This window comes from Amnibacterium kyonggiense (assembly GCF_004364555.1).
Lineage (GTDB): Bacteria > Actinomycetota > Actinomycetes > Actinomycetales > Microbacteriaceae > Amnibacterium > Amnibacterium kyonggiense.
In genome coordinates, this window is the sequence record NZ_SOAM01000002.1 from 136,852 (window position 1) to 151,183 (window position 14,332).

At 73.2% G+C, this 14,332-nt stretch carries 12 protein-coding genes; 8 read left to right on the plus strand and 4 right to left on the minus strand.

Features of this window, described 5'->3' with window-relative positions:
• Positions 1–58 precede the first annotated feature (58 nt).
• Both CLV52_RS18385 and CLV52_RS09025 read left to right on the plus strand, forming a co-directional pair.
• Positions 59–949 (plus strand): hypothetical protein, encoded by an 891-nt coding sequence (locus tag CLV52_RS18385; RefSeq protein ID WP_162850780.1) that lies wholly within the window; start codon positions 59–61, stop codon positions 947–949.
• Positions 950–1,025: 76 nt separating this feature from the next.
• Positions 1,026–2,369, plus strand: a complete 1,344-nt coding sequence (locus CLV52_RS09025) for an HNH endonuclease (RefSeq protein WP_162850781.1) — start codon at positions 1,026–1,028, stop codon at positions 2,367–2,369.
• Between the two features lie 25 nt (positions 2,370–2,394).
• Here CLV52_RS09025 and CLV52_RS09030 read toward each other — a convergent pair whose 3' ends face one another.
• The gene (locus tag CLV52_RS09030) at positions 2,395–2,790 is read right to left on the minus strand and encodes a hypothetical protein (RefSeq protein WP_133766040.1); all 396 of its coding nucleotides are present in this window, start codon (positions 2,788–2,790) and stop codon (positions 2,395–2,397) included.
• Between the two features lie 210 nt (positions 2,791–3,000).
• Between CLV52_RS09030 and CLV52_RS09035 the strand changes: the two genes are divergently transcribed.
• Positions 3,001–3,687, plus strand: a complete 687-nt coding sequence (locus tag CLV52_RS09035) for an SGNH/GDSL hydrolase family protein (protein WP_162850782.1) — start codon at positions 3,001–3,003, stop codon at positions 3,685–3,687.
• Between the two features lie 25 nt (positions 3,688–3,712).
• Here the strand turns inward: CLV52_RS09035 and CLV52_RS09040 are convergent, their stop codons facing one another.
• Positions 3,713–4,774, minus strand: coding sequence for a hypothetical protein (locus CLV52_RS09040; protein WP_133766042.1), 1,062 nt, complete (start codon positions 4,772–4,774; stop codon positions 3,713–3,715).
• A 138-nt stretch (positions 4,775–4,912) separates the two neighbouring features.
• On the opposite strand from CLV52_RS09040, the gene CLV52_RS09045 reads away from it, so the two are divergent.
• Positions 4,913–7,189, plus strand: coding sequence for a transglycosylase domain-containing protein (locus CLV52_RS09045; RefSeq protein ID WP_162850783.1), 2,277 nt, complete (start codon positions 4,913–4,915; stop codon positions 7,187–7,189).
• A gap of 175 nt (positions 7,190–7,364) precedes the next feature.
• On the plus strand, positions 7,365–8,726 hold the full coding sequence (locus tag CLV52_RS09050) for an NAD-dependent succinate-semialdehyde dehydrogenase (RefSeq protein ID WP_133766044.1): 1,362 nt from the start codon (positions 7,365–7,367) through the stop codon (positions 8,724–8,726).
• Here CLV52_RS09050 and CLV52_RS09055 read toward each other — a convergent pair.
• Positions 8,710–9,384: an RNA polymerase sigma factor gene (locus CLV52_RS09055; RefSeq protein WP_133766045.1), complete on the minus strand. Its 675-nt coding sequence runs from the start codon at positions 9,382–9,384 to the stop codon at positions 8,710–8,712. The genes CLV52_RS09050 and CLV52_RS09055 overlap by 17 nt on opposite strands.
• A 412-nt stretch (positions 9,385–9,796) precedes the next feature.
• Here CLV52_RS09055 and CLV52_RS09060 point away from each other — a divergent pair, with 412 nt between their 5' ends.
• On the plus strand, positions 9,797–10,270 hold the full coding sequence (locus CLV52_RS09060; protein ID WP_133766046.1) for a heme-degrading domain-containing protein: 474 nt from the start codon (positions 9,797–9,799) through the stop codon (positions 10,268–10,270).
• A gap of 36 nt (positions 10,271–10,306) precedes the next feature.
• Here the strand turns inward: CLV52_RS09060 and CLV52_RS09065 are convergent, their stop codons facing one another.
• Entirely contained in the window at positions 10,307–11,776 is a 1,470-nt protein-coding gene (locus CLV52_RS09065; protein ID WP_162850784.1) for an HNH endonuclease, read from the minus strand.
• 138 nt (positions 11,777–11,914) lie between these two features.
• Between CLV52_RS09065 and CLV52_RS09070 the strand changes: the two genes are divergently transcribed.
• A complete protein-coding gene (locus tag CLV52_RS09070) occupies positions 11,915–13,411 on the plus strand; it encodes an MmgE/PrpD family protein (protein WP_133766048.1) in 1,497 nt (498 codons plus the stop codon).
• Positions 13,411–14,322 carry a methylisocitrate lyase gene (gene prpB / locus CLV52_RS09075; RefSeq protein ID WP_133766049.1) on the plus strand — a complete coding sequence of 304 codons (912 nt, stop codon included), beginning with the start codon at positions 13,411–13,413 and terminating at the stop codon, positions 14,320–14,322. Before CLV52_RS09070 ends, prpB begins: the two co-directional genes overlap by 1 nt.
• The last annotated feature ends 10 nt before the right edge of the window (positions 14,323–14,332 follow it).

Consider the following 14,332-nt stretch of genomic DNA (forward strand, 5'->3'; position numbering starts at 1 on the left):
GCGGGTCCGGGCTTCCGAGGCTGCCGGGCGATCACCGGAGAGAGGCGCGAGGAGCGAGATGACGGCGACGGCCGAGACCCTGATCCGACCCGGCGGGACGGCGACACAGGTCGAACGCATCCTGCTCGCCGCGGACGACGCGGGCGGCACGGTCGCGTCGGCGGAATGGCTCGCGCGCCGCGCGGCGCGGGCGCCGATCGCGGTGGAGGTCGCCGTGGTCGAGAGCCGGGCCCGGATCGGGCGGGCGTACGGCGTGCCGGAGCCGATCGCCGGTCACATCGCCGAACGGATGGGGGACTTCCTCCGGGCGCGGCTGGCCGGGGTGCCGATCGACCGCTCCGTGCTGGACGGGGACGTCCGGGCTGCCCTGCTCGGGGCGGCGGAGCATGCCGATCTGCTCGTCGTCGGCTGCAACCGCGCCCTCGTCTGGCAGCACCTGCCGATCGCGGCCGAGCCGCGCCGTCCCGAGCCGTCCCGCAGGACGCCGACCCTGCTCGTCCCGGTCACGTGGTACCCCGGCGACGGACCCGTCGTCGCCGCGGTGCAGGACGTCGACGAGGACGAGCCGGTGCTCGCTCGGGCGGCGGACGAGGCCGAGGCCGCGGACACGCCGCTCCTGCTGCTCCGCCGCCGCGTCCTCGCCGCCGCGATCGGCATCCCCGTGCGGCGCGAGGGCGTCGTGCGATGGCCCGGCCCGCAGGATGCACGGCGCCTCGACGAGGCGGCGGAGCGGCTGCGGGCCACCCGCCCCGGCCTCGTGGTCGAGACCGAGCTCGATCACGGCGGCGCCGGCGGTGCCGAGCCGTCGATCGCAGCGGCCGAGCTCGTCGTCCTCCCCGGGACCCCGGGCGCCGCGACGGCCTCGGCGCTGCGCGGGGTCATCGGCCGGATGTCGCGCCCGGTCGCCGTCGTGCCCGTGGAGGCGCCGGCCGGTCGCATCGCTGCGTGAGGACGGCGCGGAATCGCTGCTCGAGTTTCGTAGTCGTGTTCGAACCGCTGTCGGTGGGGCGTGGTGGGATGTGGGCATGTTGGAACCCGTTGATGGGGGCGGCGACCCACCGCCGGAGGACCCGTTCGCCCAGTTGGACGCGCGCGAGGCGCTGTTCACGAAGTCGTTGCAGCAGGCGGATCGGATGGTGAACATGGCGGCCGCGGTGCGGTTGCGGTTGATGCTCGCCGGGTTCGAGGGGATGCTGCTGGAGGAGCAGGAGCAGACCGGGGAGGTGCCGCGTCCGGATGATCCGGTGGTGTCGGGGTTCCTGCTGCATCAGGCGAACGAGCTGCGGGTGACGCGCTTCGCGATTCAACGCCGGCTGGACGCGGCGCGGGTGCTGCGTGATGCGCTGCCGAAGACGTGGGCGGTGTTCGAGGCCGGCCTGGCATCGGAGGACGCCGTCGTGACCGCGGGCACCCTGGCGATCGGGCTCCGAGCCGAGCACTTCCCGGTGTTCGACGAGCGGGCGGCGGGACTGGTGCAGGCGGAGCGGGCGACCGCGGTTGAGCGGCAGCTGGCCGACCTCCGTGACGAGTTGGAGCCGGAGCTGACGACCGAGCAGCACGTCGAGGCGACCAACCGGCGCACGGTGCGGGCGCGGGCGACCAGGGATGGGCAGGGGGTGCTGGAGATCCACTCGACCGCGGTCGACATCGCGGCGGCGTACGACCGGATCCGCAAGCACGCGGTCGCGGCGCACGGGCGGGAGGGCGAGTGCCGCACCCTGGGCGCGTTGATGGCCGACCTCGCCATCGACGCGGTCCTGACCGGGACCATGCGCAGCACAGGCGAGGGTGGCCCGTCGTATCCGTTCGAGCGCCTCGGCGAGACGACCGAGACCGGCGAGACCGGGGATGGGACTCGGAAGCTGATCGATGCGACGATCACCGTCCTGATCCCCGCTGACACCGCCACCGGTGCGGGCGACGCGCCGGCGAAGGTCGCCGGGATGGGGTCGATCGATGCCGAAACCGCCCGGATGCTCGTCACGCACACCGCGACCTGGACCCGCGCGGTCGTGGACCCGGTGGAGGACGTGATCCTCAAGTTCGACTCGCACGAGCGGTACATCCCGGCCGGGCTCAAGCGGCTCCTGCACCTCCGGCAACCCACCTGCGGGTGCGGATGCGGGCTGCCCGCCCACCGGGCGGACATCGATCACGTGCAGCGGTTCGAGCACGACGGCCGGACCCGGCACCAGAACCTCCAGGTCCTCTGCCGGCGAAGTCACCTCGCCAAAGACGCGGGGTTCGCCGACGTGGTCATCGGCGAGGACGGGGTGCCGCAGTGGCGGAACAAATGGGGCGGGGTCCAGAAGATGAAGACCGCCTTCCGCATCCGCACCATCGACCAGGCGGAGAACACCCCCTTCTGATCGATCCCGGAGGAATCGGTGATCGTCAGTGCGCGGGGCCGAGCAGCAGGGCGGCGACGGCGATCGCGCCACCGGCGATGAACAGGGCCGTGCCCCACTGCATGGTGCGCGTCTTGTTGCGATCGGCGGTCGGGACGTCCACCTCGAGGATCGGGCAGCCGGACCAGCCGAGCAGGCCGATGCTGAGCACGACCGCGAGCGAGCCGATCCACCAGAGGAACTGGTCCGGCGCCGCGAGCTGACTCGGGCGCCAGCCCGACGCGAGCAGCAGGCCGAGGAACACCCCGACCGTGCCGACGGCGGCCGTGAACCAGACGGTGCCGGTCCTCATGATCCGCTGCACGTTCACCTCGGGCGACATCAGGTCGTGGGGACTGCCGTGACCGCTCGCCGCGTCGCGCTGCTGTTCCGTCGTGCTCACCGTGCCGCCTCCTGGCCGTGCCTCCTGCGCAGCCGGGGGCCCGGCCGCCGTCCCATCGTGCGACACGCGGTCGAGAATCCGCTTCGACCCCTGATGGAACCCGTGTTCGCGTCGATGGCCCCTGCAACGGACCTGACCGCGTCCGCGCGGTTCAGCGCGTTCCAAGCCCGTCTCGATCGACTCCACCACCTCCGATTCGACGATGCGGTCGTGGATCAGGTCACGCACGTCGGCGGCGTCTCCCGCCGCGCCTCGCTCGTCGGTGCCTTCGGCGCGGTCGCCCTCCTCACCGCTGCGGCCGTGACGCCGCCCGCGAAGCCCCACCCCTCGAACGGCGGCATGTACCTCATCGGCGACTCCTGGGCCGCCGGCCTCCATGCCGACCCGGCCAGGGCGCTCGGCCAGGTCGCCGCGGAGGTGCTGCGCATGGGCATCCACGTCGACGCGGTCTCCGGCACCGGGTACGTCAACACCGCCGGGCACGAGAACTACCTGCAGCGCGCGAGGAAAGCGGCCGGCTCGCCCCGGCTCGTCGTGGTGCAGGGCGGCAGCAACGACGACCACCAGTCGCTCGACGCGATCACGGCGAACGCGCGGGAGACGTACCGGGTGCTCCGGGGCCGGTTCCCCGCCGCGCGCCTCCTCGTGCTCGGGCCGGGGCCCGACCCCGAGCCCGTCACCGACCGGCAGCGGACCGTGGACACGACGCTCGAGGCGGCGGCCCACGCGGCCGGCCTCCGCTACGTCTCGATGCTGCAGCGCGACTGGATCCCGTCGGCGCTCGCGGACGCCGTGATCGACCCCGACAACCACCACCCGACCGTCGAGGGGCACGCCTACCTCGGGACCCGGCTCGCCGCGTCCGTCCGCCTCCTGCACCCGACGCTGTTCGACTGAACCGCAGGCGACGTGCAGCGCGCCGCTACTCGGCCGCGCGGTTCTGCCATTCGACGTCGGCGGTCCCGGCGCCGACCGTCATCGTCCAGTGCTCCGGTCGGGTGAGGTCCACCTCGACGGCGTCGGTCAGCCAGTAGGTCTCGTCGGGGCTGAAGCCGCCGAGCAGCGTGGCCGCGTCGTCGTCGAGGGGGAGCGCCCGCGTGGCCGTGCCGAGGTAGCCGAGCACCGTGAGGTGCACGGCGTCCCAGTCCTGCCCCACGGCCCGCCAGTCGGGGATCAGCCAGGTGCCCACGCGGCCGGTGACCTTGAACCAGTCGTGCCGCCGCCCCCAGCTGACGTCCAACGGATACCGGCGGACGAGCTCGACCCACGCGGCCGGCCCGTCGACCTCGTACACCCGGGGCGACCGCGTGAGGTGCACCGCCCAGAGGGTCGCCTCCTCCTGGCCGAGGCCGTCCTCCTCCCAGAGCAGCCGGACGGATCCGGAGGCGGGGAGCGCGCGGGTCGTCCGGAAGAGGCCGCTCGAGGCCGGCACCGACCACCACTCGCCGCCGTGGTTCGCTGCCGGGTCCTGCGGTCGCGTCGCCCGGGCTCGGACGTCGTCCTCGACCGTCCTCGCCCGCCAGGCGGCGAGCTGCACGCCCGGCGGGTCGGCGTCGGCCGGATCGGCGGCGACACCCGGGTCGTGGAGGTCCGCGTACCGCTGGTGCTCGCGATCCAGCGGAGCGCTCCACCACGCAGCGCCGGGCGCGGCCGCGACGGCGGCGGCGATCGGGCGCAGGGCGTCCACGACGTCGGGCCGCGCCGCGACGACGTCCTGGTCGTCGGGCGGCTGCCAGTACATCGCCGCGTCGACGCCGTCCCCGACCGGGCCGGTGAAGGACTCGACCGATGCCCATGACCGGACCGGGGTCGGGTCGACGTCGTGGAGGACCGCGACGAGGTCGGCGTGCGCGCGCCTGTCGCTCGGATGCCGGGCCGCCTCGAGCCACGCGGACCAGACCGACTCGTGAAGCGCGCAGGCGACCGAGAGGCAGAGCCGCCGGCCGCGAGGGCCGACGAGCAGCGCCTCCGCCGGGATGGACATGCTGACAGTCTTCCGAACCCGCGCGCGACGGGCGGTGCGACCCCGCTGCCCGCCCGAGTCTGAACCCGCCCTGGACAGGAGGCCCTCCTGGCGCCGGTCGGGCACTCGTGCACATCGGCTGCGGCGATGGTGGATCCCGTGGATGCATCCTTTCGTCGTCGTCCGCAGTCCGGCTCCCGGCTCTCGGCACTGCTCGGCATCCTGGCGGTCGCCGTGATCGCCGGCGTGATGATCGCGGTCTCCGTGACGCCGGCGGTGGCGCTGACCGGGAGCGCGGCGAGCCAGGGGATCGGGCTGTTCCAGCACCTCCCGAGCGACCTCGAGATCAAGCCGCCCGATCAGAAGACCCAGATCTTCGCGAAGGACGGCTCGAAGGAGGTGAAGATCGCGTCGTTCTACGCGCAGAACCGGGACGTGATCACCTGGTCGCAGTTGTCGGACGTGGTGAAGAACGCGACCGTCGCCGGGGAGGACGTCCGGTACTGGCAGCACGGCGCCGTCGACCCGCTCGGCATGGTCCGCGCCGCGATCGGCGACGCGCTCGGCCACCCGTTGCAGGGCGCGTCGACGATCACGCAGCAGTACGTGAAGAACGTCTGCGTGCAGGAGGCGGAGAACCTGTCGACCGCCGCCGCGGTCAAGAAGGCCTACGACGTCTGCGTCAGCCCGTCGATCGCGCGCAAGCTGCAGGAGGCGCGCTACGCGATCGGGGTCGAGAAGGAGTACTCGAAGCAGCAGATCCTGCTCGCCTACCTGAACATCGCCGGCTTCGGCGGGCAGATCTACGGCATCGAGTCCGCGGCGCACTACTACTACGACACCACCGCGGCGAAGCTGACGATCGCGCAGGCCGCGAGCCTGGTCGCCATCGTCAACAACCCGCAGGTCCTGCGCCTCGACATCCCCGGGAACATCGCGGCGAACACCGTGCGGCGGAACTACATCCTCGGCGTGGAGGTGAAGCAGCACCTGATCACGCGGGACCAGTACGCGACGGCGATCGCGACGAGGACCGTGCCGCGGATCACCCAGTCGACGAACGGCTGCCGGGCATCGGGCGAAGCCGGGTTCTTCTGCCAGTACGTGGTGAACACGATCCTCTCCGATCCGCACTTCGGCGCGACGTACCAGGACCGGATCGACAACCTGCAGACGGCGGGCTGGAAGATCTACACGAGCCTGAACCTCGCGGTGCAGCGCAAGGCGCAGGCCGCCGAGAACGCCTACATCCCGATGTCCTCCCCGCAGTTCCAGATCGGGAGCTCCGCGACCTCCGTCCAGGTCGGCACCGGCCGCATCCTCGACATGGTCCAGAACAAGACCTTCTCGCAGAGCGGCGGCTCCAGCACGGCCACCGGCGTCAACTTCAACGCGAACGAGGTCCTCGGCGACAGCATCGGATTCCAGCCCGGGTCGACCTACAAGCTCTTCACGCTGCTCGACTGGCTCGAGACCGGGCACACCCTGAACGACGTCGTGAACGGGACGGGACGCACGATCCCCGCCGGCGACTTCACCGCCTGCGGTCAGCAGTACGAGGGCCACGACTGGAACGTGCACAACGACTCCTCGGTGTACAACGGTCGGACGAGCGTGCTCCGGGCGACCGCCTACTCGATCAACGGCGCGTTCGCGTCGATGGCGCAGCAGCTCGACCTCTGCGACATCCAGAACCTGGCCTTCAAGCTGGGCGTCGTGCCCGCGGACGGCGAGACCCACCCGACGATGTACCTGCCGTTCGTGATCGGCGGCTCCTACGGCGTCTCGCCCGTCTCGATGGCGGCCGCCTACGCGGCCGTCGCGAACAAGGGCGTCTACTGCGCGCCGATCGCGATCGACAGCGTCGTGAAGCCCGACGGGTCGCAGCTCGCGGTGCCCTCCGCGGGCTGCCACCGCGTCATCCCCGAGCAGGTGGCCATCGCCGCGGAGTACGCGCTCCGCACGGTGTTCCAGTACGGCACCGCTGCCGGCGATGACACCGCGGACGGCGTCTACGAGTTCGGCAAGACCGGCACGACCGACAACGCGGTGCAGACCTGGACCGACGGGACGTCCTCCAAGGCGACCACCGTCGTCTGGGTCGGCAACAACGGCACCCGGCAGTCGCTCTTCGACGTCGACTTCGGGCAGTGCGCCGCGGGCGGCGGGTCGAGCGCCTCCGTGCAGCGGCACTGCGTCTACAAGGACGTGCAGACTGCGATCGATCAGCAGTACGGGGGAGCGACGAGCTGGCCGGCGCCCGAGCAGCAGTACCTCGGCGCCGTGGCGCCGACGCTGAACCGTCCTGCGTCGTCCGGCGCCGCGGGCCGGCACGGGACGCGGCACCCCGCCGCGCCGACCACGCGGAGCACGCCGCGACCGACGGCGCCGACCGGCCCGGCACCGATCGCCACGCCGACGGCCGGCGTCGGCTGAGCGATCGCGGGGCGGGAGCGACCCGGGGGAGAAAGGCCCGGCGGGAGGACCGCCGGGCGAACTACGGTGGGACGAGCCCGTCCCGGGCGGTGTCCGCGCGCTCGACGACGAGTCCGCCGGCCGAGCGCGGGCGTCGCTCCACCCGTTCCCCGACACCGACTCTGGAGACCACGGCATGACGCAGTACGCGGTGACCGACCCGACCACCGGCGAGGTCGTCGAGACCTACCCGAGCTTCGACGACCAGCAGGTCCAGCAGGCGATCGCCTCGGCGGCGGACGCCTTCGCGGGCTGGCGGACGACGCCGGTCGCCGAGCGCGCCGACGCCCTCCGCCGGGTCGCCGCACTGCACCGCGAGCGCCGCGAGCACCTCGCCGACCTGATCGTGCGCGAGATGGGCAAGGTCCGCGAGGGCGCCCTCGGCGAGGTCGACTTCGCCGCCGACATCATCGAGTGGTACGCCGACCACGCGGAGGAGATCCTCGCGGACCGGCCGATCGAGATCACCGGCGACGGCACGGCGGTCATCCGCAAGTCCCCGATCGGCGTGCTGCTCGGCGTGATGCCCTGGAACTTCCCGTACTACCAGGTGGCCCGCTTCGCGGCGCCGAACCTGCTCATCGGCAACACCGTGCTGCTGAAGCACGCGCCCCAGTGCCCGTCCTCGGCCGCGGCGATCGAGCAGATCCACCGCGACGCCGGCCTGCCGGAGGGCGCCTACGTCAACCTCTACGCGTCCGAGGACCAGATCGCGGCCGTCATCGCGGACCGGCGGGTGCAGGGCGTCTCCCTGACCGGCTCGGAGCGCGCGGGCGCCGCGGTCGCCGAGGTGGCCGGACGCAACCTGAAGAAGGTCGTCCTCGAGCTCGGCGGCTCCGACCCCTTCATCGTGCTCTCGACGGACGACCTCGACGCCGTCGTGACGGCCGCGGTGGACGCCCGCCTCGACAACAGCGGGCAGTCCTGCAACGGCGCGAAGCGCTTCATCGTCGTGGACGAGCTCTTCGACGACTTCTCGGCCGCGTTCACGGAGCGGATGCGGGCGACGCCGGCGCTGCCCCCGACCGCGGACGACGCGGTCCTCGGTCCGCTCTCGTCGGAGCAGGCGGCCGCCCGCCTCGAGGAGCAGATCACCCGCGCGGTGCAGCAGGGCGCGACCGTCCTCACGGGCGGCGGCCGGCAGGGCGCGTACTTCGAGCCGACGGTGCTCACGGGCGTGACCGAGGACATGGACGTCTGGAACGAGGAGCTGTTCGGCCCGGCCGCGGTGCTGCACCGGGTCCGGGACGAGGACGAGGCGGTCGCGATCGCCAACGGCACCGGCTTCGGTCTCGGCTCCTACCTCTTCACGACGGACGCGGAGCAGGCCGACCGGGTCGCGGAGCGCATCGACGCCGGCATGGTCTACGTCAACCTCGTGCTGGCCGACAGCCCCGAGCTGCCGTTCGGCGGCGTCAAGCGCAGCGGCACCGGCCGCGAGCTCGGCCTGCTCGGCGCGGACGAGTTCGTGAACAAGAAGCTCATCCGCGCCCGGTAGCCCGCGGCGTCAGGCCGGGCGCGGTCGCGACGGGCGCCGGCTCGGCCTCGACCACCGGCGGCACGTCCCCGCCGACCGGCAGCCGCACCGAGACGGCGCGCGGCCGGGCGGTGGGGCAGCACTCGTCGATCGAGCGCTGGATCCGCTTGCGCGCGAGCACGAGCCAGCCGCGGACGGTGCTCTCGGACGCGTCGAGTCGTTCCGCGATCTCGCGGTAGCTGAGCCCGTGCGCCTCGCGCAGGAGCCAGGCGCGCGCCTGCGGCTCGGGCAGCGCGCGCAGCCCCGACCGGAGTCCCGCGTGGAGGTCGAAGCGGTCGACCGCGAGGTCGGGTCCGGCGACCGACGCCGCGTCGTCGTCGAGCTCGTGCTCCTGCCGGGCGCCGACGACGCGACGCACCGCCTCCCGCGCAGCGATCCGGAGCATCCACGACCGCGCCTTCTCGGGATCGCGGAGCGACGCCAGGTTGCGCCAGACGTGCACGGCCGCCTCCTGGACGGCGTCGTCCGCATCGGCGCCGTTCCGGGTGGTGCGGAGGGCGACCGCGCGCATCGCGGCGCCGTGGCGGCGCAGCAGCTGCGCGAAGGCCCGGCCGTCACCGGCCCGGGCGCGGAGGACGAGATCGAGGTCCGTCGCCGTGTCGAGGATCTCGAGCGACATGCGGACCACCCTGCGATTCGGCTGTACCGGCACCGCGCCGGCGAGCTGCAGAGCGACCTGCAGCGCGAATCATTCGGAGCCGCCGCTCGATCGGATTGGCCCGCGGGTGGTGGGGCGGGCAGGGATGTGCGGCGGGCAGGGATGTGCGCCGCCCTCGCGCCGTTGCGAGGGCGGCGCCATGCCGGGTGGACCTGGTTCCAGGTCCACCCGGCGTCGGCGCGAGCGGTCGCCCGCGCCGGACGAGCACGCTACCGGCCCGGCGATCCGTGCACAGGGGGTTGACTTCCCAGGAGCTGCGCGGTGGCGCGGGTGCAGGGCTGTGCAGCGGCAGGTGTGCGACGATCGCCGGATCTGCGCGGAAGTCTGCATCGGACAGGCCGAGCGGGGCGGGCGGAGAGGTCGAGGCGGAGTGATGGACGCGTTTCCGACGGTCGACGAGCTGCGGACGGAGGAGGCCGAGCTCCAGCTGCCCTCGTTCACGTACGACGACGCGTGGGCGCTCGGACAGCGCATGGTCGAGATCGCCCGTGCGAGAAGCCTGCCCGTCGCCCTCGACATCCGTCGGGGACGCCAACAGCTGTTCCACGCGGGACTTCCGGGCTCGTCCGCGGACAACGATCATTGGATCCGCAGGAAGGTCCGAGTCGTGGAGCGTTTCGGCATGAGCTCGCTGGCCGTCGGGCAGCTCTGGCGCGAACGCGGCACGACGTTCGAACAGGCATCCGGGCTCGATCCTGCTCGATTCGCGGCCGCCGGCGGGTGCGTCCCGCTCATCGTGCGAGGCGTCGGCCCTGTCGGCACCGCGACCGTGTCCGGCCTGCCGCAGCTGGAGGACCACCGGCTGGTCGTCCGAGCCCTCCGCGCGCACCTCGCCGCCATCGCCTGACGCCCGTCCCCTGCTCCGGACCACCGGCTCCCTCGTTCAGAACGGGCAGGACTCGTCGTCGCCGTCCGGTGGCGGCAGCAGCTCGCGCGGCACGGGATCCATCGGCGCGTCCGGCGGGTCCTCGAAGACGTGGCCCCACGGATCGCGGATGTTCACGACGCCCGTGTCCTGCAGCTCGTCCGTGTACAGCCCGGCCGACTTCGCGAGATGGCTCGCCCGGTCGAGCGTGATGAGGTTCCGGTCGTCGGTCCCGCCGAAGTGCTGCCACTCCCTGGCGTGGTCGATGTCCGCGAGGTGCGCCGGCGTCGAACGGCCCGGGAACCGGGTTCGCCCGTCCCGGATCCGCACCCAGCGGGCGAGATCGGCGGGCGGGCGGTACGTCGTCCGGTCCATCGCGAGCCGGACGCCGGTGACCGGGTCCGTCATCACCCGGATCATGGACGTGGCCGACCCGGCGAGCGACTTCGCGAGCTCCATCGCGATCGGGCCGTGCCCGCGGAGCACCGCCTGCTCCGTCGTCACGCCGAGCCAGCCGAGCACCGGCACGGTCAGGACGAGCTGCACCTGCACCTTCGTCGTCGCGGGCACGACCTCGGCGCCGCGGGCCGCGGACTCCTGGAACGCGGCGAGCCCGAGGTCGAAGACGCGCTCGGCGATGTCGTGGCGCAGCTGCGCGACCGTCCGATGCTGCGGATCGGTGCCGTGCGCGGCGACGGCGAGCCGCTGCAGCGCCTCCTGCCGCGGCAGCCACGTGGTCGAGAGGCCCTCGACGACGAGTGCCGCGCCGGAGTCGTCGCCGACCTCGAGGGTGACGGTGCGGCGCTCGAACGTCGTGCGGGCGCGTGCGGCGGCGGTGGCCGCCTGCAGCTTCTCCCGCTGCCGCCGCAGGTCGGCCTTCACGCGGTGCGAGGCGACGACGATGCGCGACGCGTGCTCGTCGTACGCCGCCCAGTGCTCCTCGTCGAGGCCGTCGAGCTGCGCGACCACCTTCTGCGCCCGCGTCCAGGTCGTCTCGCCGGCCAGGAACACGGCCCACGTGCGCGGCAGGCGGTCCCGGAGGACGAGACCGGCGCGGACCTCGCGCTGCACCGTGCGCTGGTCGGACCGGGTGAGCAGCGCCATCGTCGACGCGAACGCCCTGCCGCCGAGGCCGTCCGGGTCGGCGACCCGCTCGCCGAACCGGGCCGTCAGGTCCGCGATCGACGCCTCGAAGGCGGTGAGCAGCGACTCGATGCGCCGCGCGTCCGCGAGTGCGCGGACCGCCGCCGTCTGCACGGCCACGTCCTGGAGCCATTCGGCCACCTCGGTCGACGCCGGCGCGAACCGGTCGAGCTCCTCCGGGGTCGCGGGACGGCCGTACTCCGCGGCGAACCGCTCCTCGGGCGGCAGCGCTGCGCGCCAGGCCTCGATGTCGCCGGCGACGACCTCGAGGTCCGGCAACGGCTCCTCCGCGAGCCAGGCCGGCTGCTCGGGCATCGGCGGGAGCGCCGCAACAGGGGTCGTCACCCGCCCATCCGCCGTCCTCGAACACGTCTCCGAATGTAGGGGAGGGGTCCGACATCCGCTCGGCGGCGCGGAGGCAGGATGGAGTCCTTCGACCATCGCGCTCGCCCACCGCCGTGCGCCCCGACGACGAGGAGCAGCATGAGGACCACCGTCGTCCGCCCCCACCGCAGCGACGAGCCCTTCCCGCGCGAGGAGCACCTCGCGCAGCGGATCGCGGAGCTCGCGACCGACCCGGTGCCGATCGACGACGACGTCGCGGAGATGGTCGTGAACCGCGTGATCGACAACGCGGCGGTCGCGACGGCGTCCCTCTCCCGGGCGCCCGTCGTCGCCGCGCGGGGGCAGGCGGAGGCGCACCCCGCCGCACCGGGCGCGACGGTGTTCGGGATCGGCGGCCGGTACTCGCCCGAGTGGGCGGCGTGGGCGAACGGCACCGCGGTGCGGGAGCTCGACTTCCACGACACGTTCCTCGCGGCGGAGTACTCGCACCCCGGCGACAACATCCCGCCGATCCTCGCCGTAGCCCAGCACGCGGGGTCGGACGGCGCCGCGCTGCTCCGCGGGATCGTGACGGGGTACGAGGTGCAGATCGACCTGGCGCGGGCGATCAGCCTCCACGCCCACAAGATCGACCACGTCGCGCACCTCGGACCGAGCGCGGCGGCCGGCATCGGCACCCTCCTCGGCCTGCCGGCGGAGACGATCTACCAGGCGGTCGGCCAGGCCCTCCACACCACGACCGCGACGCGGCAGTCGCGGAAGGGCGAGATCTCGACCTGGAAGGCGTCGGCCCCGGCGTTCGCCGGCAAGGCCGCGATCGAGGCCGTCGACCGCGCGATCCGCGGGCAGACGAGCCCGGCACCGATCTGGGAGGGCGAGGACGGCGTGATCGCGCAGCTGCTCGACGGCCCCGACGCCCGCTACGAGGTGGCGCTGCCCGCGGCGGGGGAGTCGAAGCGGGCGATCCTGGCGAGCTTCACGAAGGAGCACTCGGCCGAGTACCAGGCGCAGGCGTGGATCGACCTGGCCCGGCGCCTGCGGAGCGAGCACGCGGAGCTGCTGGAGCCCGGGGCGGTGCGCCGCATCGTGCTGCACACCTCGCACCACACGCACGTCGTGATCGGCTCCGGCGCGGGCGACCCGCAGAAGTACGACCCGACCGCGAGCCGCGAGACGCTCGACCACTCGGTGCCCTACATCTTCGCCGTGGCGCTGCAGGACGGCCGCTGGGACCACGTCGCGTCCTACGCCCCCGAGCGAGCCGGCCGGCCCGACACCGTGGCGCTCTGGCGGTCGATCACCACGGCCGAGGACCCGGAGTGGACGCGCCGGTACCACTCGCTCGACCCGGCCGAGCAGGCCTTCGGCGGCCGCGCCGAGATCGAGCTCGCGGACGGCGGCACCGTCGTCGCGGAGATCGCGGTCGCGGACGCGCACCCGCTCGGCGCCCGGCCGTTCGCCCGCGCCGACTACGTCCGGAAGTTCCGCACCCTCGCGGACGGCGTGCTCGACCCGGCCGAGATCGACCGCTTCCTCGACGTCGCCGAGCGCCTGCCGAGCCTGCGACCGGACGAGCTGGCCGGCCTGACCGTGACCGCGCGGGACCTCCCGGCCGCGCCGAAGGGACTGTTCTGATGCTGTCGTCGACCCGCACCCCGAACGAGAAGCGGAAGGCGTTCCGCGCCGGCCTCGCGAGCGGCACGATCCAGCGCTTCCCCGGCGCGTTCACGCCGCTGGCGACGCGCCTGATCCAGGAGAAGGGCTTCGAGGGCGTCTACCTCTCCGGCGCCGTCATGGCGAACGAGCTCGGGCTGCCCGACATCGGGCTCACGACGCTGACGGAGGTGGCGCTGCGCGCAGCGCAGACCGCGAGCGCCACCGACCTCCCCGTGCTCGTCGACGCGGACACCGGATTCGGCGAGCCGATGAACGCGGCGCGGACGACGCAGGCGCTCGAGGACGCCGGCGTCGCCGGGCTGCACATCGAGGACCAGGTGAACCCGAAGCGCTGCGGGCACCTCGACGGGAAGGACGTCGTCGACACCACGACGGCCGTGCGCCGCATCCGCGCGGCCGTGTCCGCCCGGCGCGACCCGGACCTCGTGATCATGGCGCGGACGGACGTCCGCGGCGTCGAGGGGCTGACCGCCGCGACGGAGCGGGCGAAGGCGCTCGCCGGCGCCGGGGCGGACGCGATCTTCGCGGAGGCGATGGGCTCGCTCGAGGAGTTCGCCGCGATGCGCGCCGCCGTCGACGTGCCGATCCTCGCGAACATGACCGAGTTCGGGAAGAGCGAGCTCTTCACCGTGCAGCAGCTGCAGGACGTCGGCGTGGACATGGTGATCTTCCCCGTCTCGCTGCTCCGGATCGCGATGGGCGCGATCGAGCGCGGGCTCGACGACCTCGCCGCGAACGGCTCGCTCCGCGCCCAGGTGCCGTCCATGCAGACGAGGGCCAGGCTGTACGAGCTGGTCGACTACGCCGCGTACGCGGCGTTCGACGACGGGGTCGCCACGTTCGACCTCGCGAACAACCGCGCGGACTGACCGCCCGAAG